Raw genomic sequence first — 20,129 nt, 5'->3', positions numbered from 1 at the left:
GTACACCATGTTCCAGTGGCGCAAGACCGAAGGCGTTCGGTCCAAGAAGAGCCGGAAAAAGAAACAACAACCTCGCCGAAGCCACCTTGAAACGCTCGAAGCCAGACGGCTTCTCGCTCGCGAAGTCTCGGGCACGCTGGCCGGAGACGACACCTGGTCGGGAACCATCCACGTCACCGGCGATGTCACGGTTCCGTCCGGATCCAAACTGACCATCGAGTCTGACACGGTCGTCAAGTTTGAAACGGGGAAATGGCTGACCGGAAACGGTGCAATCGAAGCGGTTGGGCTAGCCGGACAACCCGTCATCTTTACCAGTGCCCTGGATGACACCGTCGGCGAAGATCTGACGCCCGGCGTGGACGGTGTTCCGTTTCCCGGTCACTGGGAATCGCTGTACCTGAGCGGTCCCGACACGTCGCTCGATCACGTCGAAGTCCGTTACGCCGGGGACACCGATGGCAATGGAGCGTTCTCTGGTCAAACCGGTTCGATCGAGATGTACTTTGACTCGGATGAACCGGCCGAACAAACACAACTCTCCAACGTCGTGATCAAGCACGGCTATTCCAACGGGGTCAACGTGTTTGCCGGTAGCCCGAACTTGGTCAACGTCAACGTCAACGATTCGCTCGGGGTGCCGTTCTACTTCGATATCGATGCCGATCCAAGCGTTTCGCAAAGTGGCGGAACCGGCAACGCGGGCGGCGATCGGATTGCCGTCCAAGCGGGAACGTTGACCGAAGATCGGACGTGGGATTACGGCGCGTTGCCTGTCGCGATTATTGGCAACGATTTGGTCATCGGGCAAGACGACGCCAACAATCCGGTCACCTTGACGGTCGCCCCCGGCACCGTCGTCAAGGTTTCCCAGGCTCAGTTCCTGCATGCGAATCAGGGAAAGATTCATGCCGTCGGAACCTCGACTGAGCCGATTGTCTTCACCGCCGCAACGGATGATTCGATCGCTGGAGATTCCAACGGTGATGCCGACACCACCAGTCCATTCCCCGGCTATTGGGAATCGATTTATCTGGACAGCCCGGGCAGCGTCTTTGAAAACGTCGAAGTCCGCTACGCCGGGGACACCGATGGGAACGGTGTTTTCGGCGGACAGACGGGTTCCTTTGAAATCCGTTACGACAATCGCGATCCTGCGCTGCAAAACCGACTCACCAATGTCCGCATCTCGGACGGCTATTCCAACGGTGTGAACGTGCGTGCCGGTGCGCCGGACCTGGATACCGTTCACGTCGAAGATTCGCTTGGCTATCCGTTCTACTTTGATCTCGATTCCAATCCATCAACCGATCAATTAACCGGTCGCGACAACGCATCCGGCGACCGGATCGTGTTGCAGAGCGGAACATTGAGCGAAGATCGGACGTGGGACTACGGCGACCTTCCGCTGCACATTGCGCCGGGCGATTTAACCGTCGGACAAGATGCCGCGAGCAATCCGGTCACGTTGACGATTGCCGCCGGTACGGTGATCAAAATGTCGAATGCGCAATTCCTGCATGCCCGGCAAGGAACGATCGCGGCAAACGGCACGCCGTCGGATCCGATCGTGTTCACGGCGATCACGGACGACTCCGTCGGAGGTGATTCCGAAGGAGACGGTGATGCGACGATGCCCTATCCCGGTTTCTGGGAAGCGGTCTACTTGGACGGTCCCAATAACGTTTTTGAAAATGTTGAAATTCGCTACGCCGGCGACACCGATGGGAACGGGATTCTAGGCGGGCAAACAGGCAGCATTGAATTGCGATACTCCGGCGACGATCCGACAGAGCAGACGCGGCTGACGAACGTTCGCATCTCCGACGGGTATTCCAACGGAATCAATCTCAGCAGCGGCGATCCCGTGCTGCAGAACATCCATGTCGAAGACAATTTCGGCATCCCATTTTATTTCGAACTCGACACGGATCCACAAACGACGGGATTGAGCGGCCGCGGCAATGTGGGTGGCGATCGGATTGCGATTCAATCGGGGACGTTGACCGAAGATCGCAGTTGGGACTATGGCGATTTGCCGATTCACGTGACGTCGGGAGATTTCACGGTCGGTGCCGATGCCGACGGCAATCCGGTGACATTGACGATCGCCGCCGGCACGGTGATCAAGATCCCGAATGCACGCTACTTCCGAGCGCTACAGGGCACCATCAACGCGGTCGCTACGGCGGACGATCCGATCCTGTTTACCGCGGCAACCGATGACACCGTCGGCGGAGACTCCAACGGCGATCGAAACGCGAGCACGCCGTTCCCCGGTTATTGGGAATCGCTGTATCTGTATGGACCATCCAATGTGTTGGAAAACGTCCACGTTCGCTACGCCGGAGACACCGATGGCAATGGGATCTTAACCGGACAGGTCGGTTCAATCGAACTCTACCACGGCGGCGACCAACCCGAAACCCAAACCCGTCTGACCGACGTCACGGTGTCCCACGGTTACTCAAGCGGCATCAATGTCCGAGAGGCGAATCCGACGCTGGAAAACGTCCACGTGTTCAAGAACGTGGGTGCCGCGTATTACTTTGAACTCGACGCGGATCCCGCCGTCACGAATCTGACCGGCCGTGACAATCTTGGCGGCGATCGGATCGGCATCCAAGCGGGGTCGCTGACTCAAAGTCGTGTTTGGGATTACGGCGATCTGCCGATTCACGTCATTGCTGGCGACCTCACCCTGAGAACCGATGCGGAGTCCAACCCGGCAAACCTGGACATCGCAGCGGGAACGGTGGTCAAGCTTGATTCCGCCCGCTACATCTGGGCCCGCGACGGAGCCTTGCGTGCCGTTGGAACATCAACCGAGCCGATCTATTTCACCGCCGTCAGTGATGACACGGTCGGCGGTGATGTGACCGGCGACGGCGATGCCAGCAGTCCCTATCCCGGTTTTTGGGAAACGATCGCCCTCGACGCTCCGGGAAGTGTGCTTTCCAACGTGATCGTACGCTATGCCGGTGACAGCGACGGCAATGGAGCGTTGTCCGGTGAGCGGCAGGCGATCGAAGTCAGCACGGACATGACGCTGACCAACGTAAACGTCGAATCGTCTTACGGCGGCGGATTGCGAATCGAGGGCGGAGCGACCGTGACGTACACCGGGGGACGATTGGATTCGACCACCGAATCGACCAATGCCGCCCGTTCAGCGATCGCCGTGGTCGACGGAACGCTGTCCGCGACCGATTTGGATTTGATCGCCAACGACGGCCCGGATGACATCGGTGTCTATGTCCTCAACGGGCAATCCGCCAGTGTTTCCGGCAGCAATTTCATCGGCAACACGATCGCCGTGCGACACGACGGGACCGATCCGGGACTCGCGTTCTTTCAAAACAACTGGTGGGCCAGTTCGGGAGGCCCGAATGATCCTTCCGCGCTGGACGGAATGATCAATGACAATCCGGCCGGGCAGTTCGTCACGGACTACGCCGACTACGGCAATTTTCTGACGTCGCCGGTCAGTCGAGCCGTCGGGCCCCGCGTGGTTGCGTTGGAAAAATTGCCGCCCACGACCGAGCCGATTCATTATCGTTACGAAGCGACCAACAACGCGCTGGACGATAGCGGCACACGCAACGGAACCCCGGTGGGCGACGCAACCTACGGCGCCGGGCGAACCGGTGGTTCCTCGTTCTTGCTCGACGGCGATGGCGACTATTTCAATCTCGGCGCCTGGGCTCCCACGGACGACTGGACGCTTGCCGCCTGGGTCAACCCGAACACCGTTCCCGCGACCGGGCTGGTGGGGCTGGTCGGCAGCCAATCCTCCGGCCGCGATTGGTCGATCTCGATCAGCGATGGCAATTTCGTCGCGATCTATGGAAACGGCCAAACGCTCGACAGCGGCGTCGCGGCGTCGGAGAGCGTTTGGACGCACGTCGCGGCGACGCTCCGCGATGGCACGTTGCACCTTTACACCGACGGGGTGCTGCGGAGCAGCGTTGCCGTCGCCACGCCCTATCTGCCGTCGGTCTCCGGTGTCCGGCTGGGAAGTTCGACCTACAACAACGCCGGCTTCTTTGATGGACGGATCGATGAAGTCTCGATCGTCGAGCGAAGTGTTAGCGATGGCGAGATCGTTTCCTTGCGCGACTCGGGAACACTCGATCCATTCACTCCCCAAGACCGATTGCTGGTGACATTTGATCGGCCGATCGACACCGCCAGCTTGGGAGTGGATGACATCGGCATTTCGGGACCGTCGTCCGTGTCCGCCGTCAACGTCCAAAGCGTGACTCAGTATGCGGCGGTCGTCACCCTTTCCGGGCGACTCAGCAACGCCGGAACGTACGTCGTTTCTGTTGGGCCGAATGTGTCGGGATCCGCGGGCACGCTGATGGACCAGGATGCCGACGGCGTAGCTGGCGAAGCGGTCGAGGATGTCTTCCAGACCTCCATTCTGATCGACACGTTTGGCCCTCGCGTCACCGGGCAGTCTCCCGCCGGATCCACCGGCACGGTTCTCTCATCGATCGACATCACCTTTAACGAGTCGATCGATCCCGATTCGCTCTCGGTCGACGAGATTCAATTGATTGATCCGACAACGCTGGCGGCATTGGACGCCTTTGACCCCGATGCCGTGATCGATGGGTTCAGCGTCTCGGTGACCAAATCCACCGACGTTTTCAGTGGACTCAGCGGCGCGCTGGCCGTCCTGGACGATGTCTCACGTCATGCCTCGGTGCAGTCCGTCAATGAGCCATTCATCAACTACGGTTCGTCGGTCGGCAATTATTCGGCGGATCGATCGATACCGCTGCTAGGTACAGACACCAACTATCTCGTGTTGGATGTCGAGGCAACCATCACGATTCCCACCGCCGGCAAATGGACCTTCGCGATCGCCAGCGATGATGGATACCGATTGGACATCGACGGCAGGATCGGTGAATTCCCGGGGACGCGCGGCATCACGACGGATTTGCACGTATTCGATTTTCCCGCGGCGGGCGACTATCCGTTGCGATTGGTGATGTTCAATCAGACGGGGGGACTCGGATTCGAACTGGCTGCGGCCGAAGGCGAGATTTCAACTTTCGATTCCGGCACGTTTGCGTTGGTCGGATCAGACGGCGGATTGACTGTGACGACCCATCCGGTCCGTCCGGTCAGCAAGATCCAGATCTTGTCCGCGGAGTCGATCGATCCGTCCAACACGACGTTTCGAATCACGTTTCCGCCGCAACCGTCCGACGGCGAATACCAGTTGGTTGTCGATCCCCGCGTCACCGATCTGCAGGGCAATCGGCTGGATCAAGACAATGACGGGGTCGGGGGCGAGCCGGTCGAGGACCGATACATCAGCCGGATCACCGTCGCGCGTGATCCGCTTCGTGTCGTTGGCCAATCGCCCTCCACCACGATCAATGGCGCGTTTGAAGAGTTCACGGTCACCTTCAATGTTCCAATCGATCCCAACAGTTTTGCCACCACCGATGCACGTGTGATCGGACCCGGCGGCGAAGTCACGGTGACATCCATCGAGCAGGTCGACCCGACGACCTTCCGGGTCAACGTCCAGCGGACCACCGAAGACGGTGACTATCAATTGTTCATCGGCCCCGACATCACCGATCCGGTCGGAAACCGAATGGACAGCGACGGTGACGCGGTCCCGGGCGAGTTGGAAGACCGATACGTGGGCGGCTTACAGGTCGCCGGCGGTGGCCCCTATGTCACCAGTTTTTCACCGACCGGTACCCTCGGACCGGGCAGTGACACCGCCGAGATCTCGTTCAGCGAACCCGTTCGGCTGAATAGTTTTTCCACCGACGACGTTGTGTTCACCGGACCGGCCGGCGTGATCCCGGTAACGTCGATTCAGGCGATCGGGCAGCGTTCCTATGCGCTGTCGTTTCCCGCGCAGTTGGCCGGCGGAACGTACACCTTCGCCATCGGTCCGGACATCGATGATTTTGCCGGACTGCCGATGGACCAGGATCGTGACGGCATCGCCGGCGAACCGTCCCAAGATGTGTTCAACGCATCCTTCACGATCGACGCCGCCGGACCGACCGTCACCGCCTACACCCCCGATTTCGTCACCAAACCCTACGCGTTCATCGACTTTACCTTCGACGAAGCGATCACAGCGGGCAGCTTCACGCCCCAAGACGTGAATTTTTCCGGACCCGGCGGAGTGATCCCGGTCAGCCAAGTGATCACGATGGATGTCAACAAGGTCCGCGTCTCGTTCGGCACCCAAAGTGCGCAGGGCACCTATTCGTTCGAGGTCGGTCCCCAAATCACCGACTTGGCCGGCAATCCGATGGACCAAGACGGCGACGGGACTTTTGGCGAACCGATCGAGGATCTGTTCAGCGGAACGGTCACCTTTGCGTCGCCGGATCTGGAAATCACGTCGGCGATCGTCCCGACCGAAGTTCAAAACGGCGACACGGTGACGATTCAGTGGATCGTCGAGAACAACGGCGGCGCCGCTGCGGCGAAACCATGGACCGATCGCGTCGTCTTGTCTGCCGACAATGTTTACGGCGGAAGCGACGACCGATTTCTCGGTAGCGTCACTCAGGACGTCGACTTGGCCCAGGGCGAAAACTACACCGCGTCCATCCAAGCATCGATTCCGTTCGGCATTGGCGGAAACTACTACGTTTTCATTCGTAACGACCATAGCAACCAGGTCTTCGAAGAAGACGAGATGAACAACACGTGGTCCAACGCCATCACGATCGCCGAAGCCGATCCGCCGGCGGACCTGATCGTTGATGCGATCTCCATTCCGTCCGGCGCGTTCATCGGTGACACCCTGGACGTGACCTGGCGGGTCCGCAACGACGGCACGGCGACGACGGTCGTCGACAGCTGGACCGATCGCCTTTATTTGAGCAGCGACAACGTCCGCGGCGGTGACACCTTGTTGGGCAGCTACACCCACACGGGAAACCTGGCTTCGGATGCGTCCTACACGATGTCGGCCAGTCCCGTGATTCCGTCCCACGTCGCGATCGGCAACTACTACGTGCTGGTCGAAACCGATGCGACCAATCGAGTCGACGAGCCGACCGCCGAAGGCAACAACGTCTCAGCGAGCAACACCCAAGTCGACGTGGCACTGACACCGCTTCCCGACCTGGTCTCCTTCGGTGTGGCGATCGACGCGGGAGTGACACCCACCAGCGGCGAAAACCTGACCGTCAACTGGACGACGCGCAACGACGGCGACGCGACCGCAGCTACAGCGTGGATCGATCGCGTTTATCTGTCGGGCGACCCGACGCTGTCCAGCGACGATGTCTCCTTGGGCCAGCAATCGGTTGCAAGCAGTCTGGTCGTCGGGGCCGAGGTGCAAAACAACTTGACGGTGAAGCTGCCCGACGGCGTCTCCGGAACGAACTATTTGATCGTCGTCCCCGACGCCGACAATGCGGTCAACGAGGGCGCTGGAGAAGCGACGGGAAACGCCAGTCTGGAGATTGACGTCACCAGTTTTCCCTACGCCGATCTGACCGTCAGTAAAGTCGTCGCGCCGGATTTGTTGATCGGAGATCCCGTCGATTTGACGGTTTCTTGGACGGTCGATAACGTCGGGACCGGCCCCGGGCGTCAAACCGGTTGGACCGACCGCGTGGTCTTGTCCAGTGACGGAATTCTGGGCGATGCTGACGACAGGGTGCTGGGCGAATTTCAGCATTTTGGCGCCGTGCCGGCGGGAGAGTCCTACACCCGTACGGAAATCATTCCCCTGGCCGCACGGACGAGCGGTCGGTTTACGTTGTTTGTTCAAACCGATAGCGGCGATGTCGTTTACGAACTCGATGGCCACGCCAGCAACACCGGTTCGCCGGCCAACAGCGTCGATATCACCACCGCAGCCTACAGCGACTTGTTTGTCGATTCGGTGTCGGTGACCGGTGGGCAATCAGCGACCTCGGGGTTGCCCTTAGAAATCAATTGGACGATCGGCAACCGAGGCATCGCGACGACCGACCGCGACACTTGGACCGACTACATTTATGTCAGCAAAAATGAGAACGGCAGCGGCTTGCGCTTGATCGGCAGCAGCACCCACGGCGGGGCGCTGTCGGTCGGTGACTCGTACACGCGAACCGAATCCTTTGATCTGCCCCGCGATCTGGATGGACAGTATTACGTCTTCGTTCGCACGGGCGGTCCCTACGAGTTTCTGTACGCAGGCAATGACGCGAGCGGAGGCAATCAGGGACGCAGCGACGCGGTTGACGTGTTGTTCGTCCCGCCGACCGCCAATCTGGTCGTCCAAGAGGGATCGATCACGGTCCCGGATTCCCCCGGCGGATTCCAGGACGGGACGCAGATCGAAATCAGTTGGACCGTGCTGAATGATTCGATCGACGCCAATGGGACCACCGAGAATGGCTGGACCGATCGCGTCTATTTGCAATCGACCGACGGGGCACAGATCTTTGAATTGGGCCGCTACTCCGTTGCTGATCCGCTGGAACCAGGAAAATCGGTCGCGCGTACCGAACTGGTGCAGTTGCCCCGCGCCGTCGGTCAGTTTCGCTTGTTTGTCCAAACCGATGTGACGGGCAAGGTGCTCGAAGCGAACGAGCTGGACAACACCTCGTTCTCCGATCCGTTCCAGTTGAATTTTCAACCGCGTCCCGATCTGCGGGTCGATGTGACCAGCGACTATCCCTCGGGCGTGACCGCGGGGACGTCAATCGATGTCGCGTTCACGGTCCGCAACGCCGGCACCGCCGACACGCCCTCGGCAGGCAGTCGCTGGTTCGATCGCGTCTGGCTGTCGTCTTCATCGAGCAGCACGTCGGGGGCGATTCTGTTGGGCGAACTGCAAAACGGATCGGCGCTCGGTTTTGTCGGAACGACCTCGGGCCAGGCAACCGAGTACAGCAGTTCGGCGACGTTTTCCATTCCCCGTGCTCTTTCGGGCAACTGGTTCGTGTTGGTCGAGACCGATGCCAGGAACGCCGTCGATGAGTTTCCCAACGACGGGAACAATCGCGACGCGCAAGCCATTGCGATCGATGCCAATCCCGTTCCGCCGCCGGATTTGGTCGCCGATTTCGTCGCCGGTCCCGGCGATGCGTTCGACAATTCATCGTTTACGGTTCGCTACAAGGTCACCAACCGCGGTGCGGGCGTGACCGATCCGGGGGCCTGGACCGATCAGCTTTGGCTGACCCTCGGACTGGACGGCCCCAATTCGGCACGCGGCGATCGATTGATCGGCAGCTATCGGCATGGCGGTGTCTTGCAGGTCGGTGAGTCGTATGAAGCCGAGGCGACGGTCAACATTCCCAAGGGTTTGACCGGACAGTATTTCTTGACGGTCTACGCCGATGGCTATCGCAGTGTTTATGAAGCGTCATTTGCCGAAAACACGAACCCGGACGCGCCCAACGATCTGGACGGAAACAATTACGCCAGCACGCCGATCAACATTCTGTTGACACCACCGTCGGATCTGCGTGTCCGCGAACTCAACGTCAACACGGACCAACCGATCGTGGGCGGACAAAAGGTGTCGCTGGATTGGATCGTTGACAACATCGGTACCGTCGCGACCGACCGCGAAAACTGGGCCGATGCCGTCTACCTGTCCGAGGACGGCGAGTTTGATTCCTCGGACCAACTGGTGTTCGCCATCCCCCATGACGGACGATTGCATCCCGGCGACTGGTACTCGCAAGACGTCGAATTCACGCTGCCGCCGTCGGCCGAGGGCAGCCACTTCTTTGTCCGGACAAATGTTGATCCACGAATCGCGCTGACCGAAGAAGCGAAATTTCTCGAAGAAGTCGCGGCGGTCCTCAAACGGGTCGAAGTGGCCACGGGCAAACCGATCGGCGAAACCGAAATCGGCGATTTGAAACAATTTTCGCGAAACGAGTTGCTGGCGATCCTTGCCGGACCGACCAACACGCTGGTCCAAGTATACGAAGGCCCCTTTACCGACAACAACGTCGGGTCGGTCGCGGCCGAGGTGGTCGATGCGATCGCGAATTTGGTGGTCGAGAACGTCACCGCAACGCCGACCAGCAAATCCGGCGAACCGATCACCGTTTCTTGGACCGTTCGCAATGCCGGTGACTTTGCGACCAACGAAGTGACGCAATCGATCAGGCAATACGTTTATCTATCCAAAGACCCCGTGTTCGACGCCAGTCGCGCACTGTTGGTCGGATCACCGGTAAAGGTGTTGAACGCTCCGATCGAAGTCGATGGTTCGTACAACACCAGCATGGTCGTTTCGTCACCGCCGGGCAGCAGCGGTAACTGGTACGCCCACGTCTTTGCCAACGTCGGACTGTCCCGTGGCAAACCCGTCTTGACCGCGTTCGGAAAGAGCAGTTTCCCGAATTGGCCGAAGTCTTTTGTCGACAAGACCTGGGAAGCCGGACAAAAGTCAGACAACTTTGCGTCATCGCAGATCATCGCGATCGAGTACGCCGAACCCAATCTTGTGATTTCCAATTTGTCGGGCGTTCCCACCAGTCCCGACAGTGGGTCACTGTTAGACGTCTCGTTTACGGTCACCAACGAAGGGACTCGGGCGACGCGCGTCGACAAGTGGGCCGATCGCGTGTTCCTGTCGACCGACACCTCGACCGATGCGTATGACATCGAACTGGGCGGGGCGCAACGTGACGAAGTGCTGGAGATCGGCGAGAGCTATGCTGTGGCGCTGCAAGTCCGCGTGCCGAACAATATCGGTGGCGAGTTCCACTTGATTGCCCAAACCGATGCCACCTTCGCTGATCGAAGCGCCGCGTTGTACTCGTTGCCCTATCCGATCGCCGAGGGCTGGCCGCGACTGCGCGGCGTCAGTGACGAAGTTTTGGAATTCAACGACGAAGGCGACAATCAGGCTTCGGTGCAGTTGGACGTGCAATTTGTTCCGGCGCCGGATTTAGTGGTCGATTCCGTCGATTTCGTCAATCCCTCCGATCCGTCGTCCAACGTGGTGGAGGTCGGCAACGATTTCACATTCACCTACACATACACGAACGACGGGGGCGTGATCCCGGATTCGCAAGTGCCGTTCGTTGATCGCGTGTATCTGTCGCGAGACCGATTGCTCGATGTGTCAAGCGACCACTACGTCACACAGATTCGCCGTTTCGACGCTTTGGCATCGGGACAGACCGGCACGATCACCGAGACCGCTTGGCTGCCACGTGGGATCACCGGCGACTACTTCATCATCGTTGCGACCGACTTTCCCAATGCGTACCATCCCGACGGCGAGGTCATCGAAACAAACGAAGACAACAACATTACCGTCGCGGCAACGCCGATCTTGATCGTCCAGCCGCCGCCGTCGGATTTGCAGGTGATCGACATTTCCGCGCCGACCTCGGGCAGCGTCGGTGACGTGTTGTCGGTTTCTTGGACCGTCGAAAACCGTGGTGACGAAAAGGCTCAAGCTCGTATTGCCGACTCGGTTTATCTGTCCGCCGACAGCGTGTGGGACATCGGCGATCGTTTCCTCGGCCGTGTGGAACCTTTTTCTGCCCGCACGTTGCAACCGGGTGATTCTTATTCGGCGTCGCTCGATTTCGAAGTCCCCGTTGTCCTGCCGGACGGCTATCGGATCATCGTTCGCACCGACATTTTTGATGACGTCGTCGAGGGAGAAAATAATCGCAACAACGCTTCGGCATCGGCCGACGAGGTCAACATCACGGTGCCGCTGCTGCGATTGGATATCCCGCTGGAAGACCAATTGGCGGTCGGTGTCAGTCGGTTGTTCCAGCTCGACATGACGCCGGGACAGACAATACGAGTCGATTTGGACAGCACCACCGACACCGGACGGCACGAATTGTACGCGGCCCACGAACGGCTGCCTTCGCCGTTTGATTTCGATGCCGCCTACGAAGGTTATCTGTCGGCCGATCAGTCGATGATCATTCCCGAAACTCTCGGCGGCCGCTATTTCGTGCTCGCGCGCGGCGGCGTTCGGATCGATGTCGAAGAAAACGATCCCCGCGCCCGTTCGGAATACCCCGTGACCGTGAACGCCACTCGGATTCCGTTTGGCATCACCGATGTGACACCGGATTCGGGCGGCGACGATCGCTACGTGACGGTGACGATTCGCGGAGCCGAGTTCCCCGAGCAAGCGGCGGTGCGGCTGGTACGACCGACGTTGGCCGAGTTGGCGCCGGTTTCGGTTTCGCGAATCGACGCCACCAAGATCGTTGCTGTGTTCGATCTTCGCGATGCACCCCGCGGGTTGTACGACATCCAAGTCTTGCACCCCGACGGGCGGTTGGCGGTCGATCCGTATCGTTTTCAAGTCGAATCCGCGGATCCTTTGGCGGTGAACGTCGGCGTCGGTGGACCCAGCCAAATCGACCTGGGCGCCACCGGTGCCTATGGATTTGCAGTTCAAAATCTGGCCAATGTCGACACGCCTTACACGTTGCTGGAATACGCGTTCCCCAATGCGCCCAACCGTCGCCCCGATCTGATCCCCGGACCGGCGATCGAATTCGCCAGTGGCTTGCGAGGCGATGCGTCGACCGTTGCCCCGCTGTTCGATTCGATCAGCACGTTCGATTTTGCCAGTGTCGAGCCGGACTTGAATCTTGCCGGCGTGTTGACCGCCCGCGGCGTTGCAATCGATCTGCCCAACCAAGGGGTGACGGAAGTCGGTTCGGCGGTGACGATCTATCCGGGTTTGCGCGAAATCTTGGAAACCGATCCGAATTTTCTGAAAGAACTCAGCCCGTTCGAATTGGAGGATCTGGGATTCGACTTCTACGTCGCAGCCGCGGCGACGCCGATGACGTCGGCCGAATACTTGGACTATCAACGAGACGAAGCGGCGAAGTTGCGTGACGCGATCTTGGCAGCCAACATTGAGGATCCGACTTCGTTCTTGGGCAAGGCTCAGTCGGCGCTGGTTGCGGTCGCTCGCGATGCGGATTCCTTTTCGGACCTGTACCTGCAAGCCTTGCTCGATAGCGGACTGCTGCGCGACGAAGACATGCCGCCGATCGCGGACGGCCAGGCACAGAACATCAACGCGTTCTTCAGCGTGATCGGTGGCTTGATGGGCGGTGAAACGGGATCGGGAATCGTCGACGAGGCCGGCGTTTCGCTGGCGTCGGCGAGTGACAATCTGACTGCGTTTGTCGAATTGATCCGCGAGTTCTACGGTCACACGCCCGACGTGACGGGGGGCGGGGATGTCGCCGATTTCGATGACTTTGATCGTGGACTTTCCAGCCCCACCTCGTTTGTCACGTTCACGCTGCGCGCCGGCCCCCCGCCGTTGTTTGAATTTGGTGAGATTGCCGATGAAATCGCCTTTGACCTCGATGACCTTGGCAATCAACTCGGCGATTCGACGTCGTTGACCGGACCGACCGGCTATGGAGACGAAAATTTTGTTCCGGTTGCGACGCCGCTGCCGTACACCGTTCGCACGAGCTATGACGGCGAAGCGGTGGACGCGGCACGCGAAATCCGAATCCTGGTTCCGCTCGATGACACGCTCGACGAACGCAGCTTCCAAGTCGCGGACATCCAACTCGGTGGCCGATCGATTTCGCTTCCCGCGGGACGACCGAATTTTGTCGGTGAATTTGATTTGACCGATACCGACGGCTACGTCTTGCAAGTCACCGCCGGTGTGGATGCGAATACCCGCGTCGCGTCGTACCTGCTACGCGCGATCGATGGTCGCGACGGATTGCCACCGGTCGACCCGGCCATCGGTCTGTTGCAGCCGGGCGAGCAGGTGACCGTCGGTTTCTGGGCGGCAGCCAATAACGTGGTTGCGGCGGGCGATGATGATCCGCTGGCAACCGGCGACGAGATCCAAATGACGGCTCGGTCGATCATCGATGGCGGAGCCGAAGTCGATAGCCGGGTCTCATTGGCGACGCTAGATGCCTTCGCGCCGACCAGCACCGTCACCACGACCGCAATCGGCGGAAATCAATTCGAAGTCTCCTGGACCGCGACCGACGACGCCGGAGGAAGCGGTGTCGCGGCGTATTCGTTGCTGGTCTCGCGTAACGGCGGCACGCGCTATCGCAGCGTGTTGTATCGGACCGATCTGACGTCGTATCTGTACCAAGCAGAATCCGGTGAGCAACCGTTGTTCCTGGTCCGCGCGATTGACCACGCCGGCAATGTCGAGCCCGTCGCCCAAGGCGTGCGCGTGCCACGACTGGTGCCGGAAATCAATCTCGGCAGCGCCCCGTCGGTCAGTGTGATCCAGCCGGTGGTGATCCCCAAAGCGGAGGCCCGCCCGGGGACCGTCGCCGATCGCTTGTTCGCCGAAGCCGCCTTCGGAATCCCTTCCCAGACCAGTGCGACGCAACCGAGCAAATTCACTCGGGTGATTCGCCCGTTGGCGGCGGAACGTTTTGCGACGATCCCTGACGAAAGCGGTGCGGGGATCGGGGCACTGGCGATGGCGGTCGGACCCGATGGGACGATTTATCTGTCCGGCGGTGCCGGCAGGAATGAGTTGTATAAAGTGGGACAGGCTTCTAGCCTGTCATCCAACGCGCTCGACAGGCTGGAAGCCTATCCCACGACCACGCCGATTTATGAACTGGTGTTTGATGCGTCGGGACAGCTGTGGGCGTCGACCGGTGGCGAAGGGCTGTTGCAATTGGATCCCAATACCGGTGCGGTGCTGGATCGGATCGGGGCGGGGATTGCGTTGGGGATCGCGGCGATCCCCGGTGAAACGGCACTCTATGTTTCGACCACCGGTGGGATCAGCCGGTTCGACACGGCGACCCGCAAGTTGACGCCGTTTAGCGAAATCCGCGTCGATTCGTTGGCCGTTGCCGCCGACGGGACACTGTACGGCACAGCCTGGCCCGAAGGCGGCGAGGTGTTGCGATTTGATTTCCGCGGTCGCGCCGAACGCATCGCAACGGTCAGCGGCGGCGCCGAATCGATCGCGTTTGGTCCCGTGGGATCGATCCTGGAAGGGGCGTTGCTGGTCGGCCATGAAACCGAAGGCAGCGTCACCGTGCTCGACCCACTGTCGCTGCGGCAAACCAAAATCGCCACCGGTGGCCGCGGACGTGTCGAGGGAATCCAGCCGATCAGCGACGGACGATTCTTGGTCACGCGGGGCAATCAAGTCGACGTGTTCTTTACCGTCGCGGCTCCCCGTGTGATCGAAACAAGGATCGGCGACGGCATGAATCGAGCCGAGTTGGTGTTCGATGTCGCACTGACCAACAACGTTTCCGATCCGGCCGGCGGCAACAATCCTGCCAACTACACGCTCAGGAACAACGAGACGGGGGAGACCGTCAACATCGGCGCGGTCCGCTACGACAAGGCGACACGATCGTCACAGTTGCTGTTTGAAACGCTCTCGCCGGCTGAATACGAGTTGACGGTGTCGTCGACGGTGGAAAGTGAACAGGGCATCCCGATCGGGGGCAGCGGTTTCACCACCACCTTCCGCGTGTTCGAAGACGTTTCAATTTCGACGCGCGTCTCGTATTCCAACACCCGCATCAACCGCGCCGACGGCACGTTGTTGTTTGACGTGATGGTTTCCAATTCGGCCGATTTTGATATTGCCGGTCCGATCAATGTGGTCTTCGATGATCTCGGTGACAATACCGTCGTCTTTTTTGACCACGACGACCAACCCGCCGGCGCCAATGGCTATCAAGTCTTGGCGGACGGAACCGTGCTCGGGGCCCATTCGAATTCCCAGTGGCACACCGTCACGATCGCGAACCCGAATTTGTTGGACCTGAATTTCAACCCGCGGATCCTCGCCACGTTGCCGCCGAACCAGCTGCCCATCTTCGCTTCGGCACCCGCCTTGGCGGCGACCGCCCAGACGCCGTACGAGTACGTCGCCGAGGCGGACGACCCGGACGGTGCAACGATCACCTACGTCTTGGCCGGCGGACCGAAAGGTGCCACCATTGATCCGAACACCGGGGTTGTCGATTGGAATCCGGGCCGCGACGCAGCGCCGAAAGCCGAGTTCGAATTGCGAGCCTACGACGCGAGGGGGGCTTACAAACGCCAGACCTGGATCGTGGACGTGACGGGCGCCAACCGCGCGCCCGTCATCGCACCGGTTGCAGATGTCTTTGCCACCGAAGGCGACTTGATCGAAGTCCCCGTCAGCGGATTTGATCCCGACGGAGACGACCTGTTCTACTTTGCCGACAACTTACCGCCGGGGGCCGTTTTCGATCCCTTCGGCCAGGCCCTGCGTTGGCGCCCCGAGGGTGATCAAGCGGGTGTCTATGACGACGTGACCTTGATCACCAGCGACGGATTCGTCGAAACCAGTGTGTCGTTCCAAGTCGTCATCGCCAACAACAACGTCGCGCCGACGGTGGCACCGGTTGCGTCGCGGACGATCAATGAAGGCGACGAAATCACGTTCACCGTGTTCGCTGACGATGCCGATGGGGACGAACTGCGCTACCTCTCGCCGAACTTGCCGCCCGGGGCGTTTTTGGATCCCAATACCGGGATCTTCGAATGGACGCCGGGGTTTGATCAACACGGCGTTTATGAGCTGAACCTGTATGTGGATGATGGTACCGTCCTGGCCGAAACGCAAACCGTACTGACGGTCAATAATCTGAACGGTCCGGTTCAATTCCCCGCGATGGATCCCTTTGAAATTTTTGAAGGCCAATCGTTTCAGTTGCGAGTCGCGGCGTTTGACCCCGAATTCCCCGTCGCGCCAGTGACCCCGTCGGCCAACACGGAAGACTTCTTCGTTGACTATGGAAGCTTCATTCCCGATCTGACCTACGTCGTGACGGGATTGCCCGCCGGGGCAAGCTATGACGACACCACGCAGTTATTGACTTGGACACCGGGCTTTAATGATTCCGGTCAATACGACATCACGTTCCAGGCCAGCGACGATGGCGATGGGACCGGTGTGCCGACGACCGATACGGTCACGCTGTCCTTGACCGTTGCCGACGCAAACTTCCCGCCGCAAATCGTCGATGTGGCTGCGCAGTCCGTGGCGGTTGGTCAGACGCTGGACATACCAATTTCCGCCAGCGACTTCGAAGGTGCCCCGCTGGCACTTGGAGTCACGTTCAGCGGCGCCACGCAATTGCCCGACTTTGCGACGTTCACCGACAACGGAGACGGAACCGGAGTGTTGTCGCTTGCGCCGCAGCCTGGTGATCGAGATGACATCTTGGTTGCGGTGACGGCCACCGAAACCACCGGACCGCTGCCTCTGAAATCGACCGTCGAGTTTACGCTGCAAATTACCAGCCCCAACGAGCCGCCGAGATTCACTCCGTTCTTCGACTCCGTCGCGCTGGTCGATAGCCAGTTCTTGATCGATCTGCTGATCAGCGACGACGATCAAGATGACTTGACCGTCACCGCGACCGGATTGCCGGCCGGAGCGTCATTGATCGATACCGGTGTGTACGGACGACACCAATTCAACTGGACACCGACGGCCGCCGACAATGGGACGCATACGATCTCGTTTACGGTCACCGACAGCGGCAACGGCGACGACGCGCTGAAGCTATCCGACACGCGGACGATCACGCTGAACGTCCGCGACAACAACATCCGCCCAAACTTGGATCCGATCGGACAACAAACGATCGCCGAAGGCCAGACGTTGCAACTCACCGCATCGGCGTCAGACCCCAACAACGACCCGGTGTTCTTCAAAGCCGGATTGGCCGTCGGCGGCGTGGTGGGACAGTTGCCCGGCGGCGCGACGTTTGACGGCCAGTCGGGGCAATTTCGCTGGACGCCCAGCCAAACCCAGGCGGGGACCTATCGGATTCGCATCACCGCCAGCGACGGCGCGGGATCGCGCAGCGAAGACGTTCTGGTGACGGTGACCAATACCAATCAGGCACCGACGCTCAGTACGTTGCCGCGGTTGTTCACCCGCGAAGGCGATCAATTGGTGTTCACGCTTTCGGCGGGCGATCCCGACGGCGAGACGCTGATCTACAGCTTTGACGGTGCGGCACCCGACGGATTCAATTTCGATCCAGCCGGCCGGACGGTGATTTGGGACGTCGACTTCGATTCCGCCGGCAACTACACGTTCCCGTTCAGCGTGACGGATCCGTCCGGCGCGAAAGACTCCGTCGACGTTTCCGTCACCGTGTCTGGAACGAATCGGGCTCCGACGATCGACGCTCCCCAGTTGCGCAACGCCCAGATCGGAACCTTGCTTGAAATACCGATCACCGCGACCGATCCGGATGGCGACACGATCACGCTCGCCGCCAACGACTTGCCCGCCGGTGCGACGCTGGATGCCGATGACGTGATCCGCTGGACCGCGGCCAGTTTCCAAGCCGGCACGTTCACGGTGCGATTGACGGCGGACGACGGAGAAACGTCAACGGTTCGTCCGCTGACGATCGTCGCCTCGTTGGAGCCGGCCGGTCCCAAGGTGCAAGTCATCACCACGCCCAGTTTCCCGGCCACGCCGGGGCAACCGATCACGATCGAGCCGATCGCCGATAGCGATGTCGAACTAACCAGCACCACGTTGTCCATCGACGGCACACCGGTTGTGCTCGACTCGCTCGGACGCGGAACGTTCGTCGCCGACGCGCCGGGACGCTTCACGGCAACGGCGGTGGTGACCGATGCCGAAGGCCGCACGACGACGATCACCAAACCGGTCTATGTGCGCGACCCGAGCGACTTCGCCGCTCCGGTGATCGAAGTGCTGCAATTGGCGCCGCCGGTGTTCACCGAGCCGCGGGATCTGATCGTCAGCATCTCCGACACGGGACTGGCCGACTACCGCATCGAACTTGTGCCGCGAGGCGGCGGGGCGGCGCGATTGATCGGTGCGGGCACGACCAGCATCACACAAAACGTGGAACTGGATCCCGCAAAATTCGCCAACGGTTTTTACACCTTGCGAGTCACGGCCAGTGATTTCGGTGGATTGACTTCGACGTTCAATCATGACATCGAAATCAACTCCAGCGATAAATCGGGATCGCTGTTTGAATCGGCGACCGATCTGTCAGTGACGCTCGGCGGGATCAGCGTTCCGATCACGCGGGTTCACGATTCGTTGACGATTTCAGATGAAGATTCCGCGTTCGGCACCCGTTGGACGCTGCCGCTGCTCGATCCGCGATTGTCGCTCGACTTGGGGGGCGATTCCGATGACGCATTTGCGGCGATGACCGATGACGCGCGGGTCTACTTGACGCTACCCGATGGACAACGCGTCGGATTCAGTTTCGCGCCGATGGAGACCTCGTCAGGCAGCATCACCACCTTCGCACCCGCCTGGCAAGCCGACGCGGGAGTCGATTGGACGCTGGAAAGCTTCAACGCCAACCTGCGCCAAGCGGGTTCGGGTTACTACGTGGTCGGCAGCGGTCTTCCCTACAGCCCAACGCTCGTCCCCGCCGGCGACACCGTCTTCACCCTCACCTCCCCCAGCGGCACACAGTTTGCCTATTCTGCCAAAAAGGTGTCGGACACCTTTTTGCTGGGGCGGATCACGGCGGCCGATGGCAGTGTGTCGCTGCGGGTGACCGACAGCGGGATTGTCGCGCCCAGCGGGGAGCGGTTGACGATTGTTCGCGACAGCGACGGGCGGATCAGCGAACTGGTCGGGCCGACGGGTGAGCAGTTTGTTTATCGCTACGATGATCAAGGCCGCCTGGCGATCGTGATCGATGCGTCGACGGGCGACCGGACGTTCTATGGATATGACACGAGTTCCAGGCTGACGACGATCAGTCCGAAGTCGGGCGCCGGTCAGTCGATCACGTACGACGTCGACGGCGCGGTCGATTCGGTCGCGACGATTCAACCGCACCTCGGCGGCACGCGGCAAATGCTGTCCGTCCCGATCACGGGCACGCTGGGAAGCGGGGACGACACCTACGCGTTCACGATCACCGCAGGCGAACTTCGCAGCAGTCCCAGCGGTGCGATTACGATCGGCGTGGATGTCGATGGTGCGGTGGGCCAGATCGTCGACTTAGTGGCCGGCACTTCGGTGGACAATGGTTCGCGAGCCGTTCGCACCTACAGCATCCAGGATCCCGGCACCTATTCCTTGTTGATTTCAGGTGCGGCGTCGGCAGCGTACACCGTTAATCTGTATGCCGCAGGAGACCTGAACGGCGACC

1 protein-coding gene (running past one end of the window) is annotated in these 20,129 nt (G+C 60.2%); it reads left to right on the top strand.

All coding sequences use genetic code 11. The annotated features are described in order from the left end of the window. Positions 1 to 7: 7 nt before the first annotated feature. A protein-coding gene (locus Enr13x_RS22225; RefSeq protein ID WP_145389076.1) for a CARDB domain-containing protein crosses the window boundary here: on the top strand, positions 8 to 20,129 show its 5' portion. Its footprint extends 16,769 nt past the window's final position; the window shows 20,122 of its 36,891 coding nt (coding positions 1–20,122); its start codon is at positions 8 to 10; its stop codon lies off the right edge, out of view.

The organism is Stieleria neptunia (assembly GCF_007754155.1).
GTDB classification, from domain to species: Bacteria; Planctomycetota; Planctomycetia; order Pirellulales; family Pirellulaceae; genus Stieleria; species Stieleria neptunia.
This window is presented reverse-complemented; position numbering and strand designations above follow the sequence as displayed.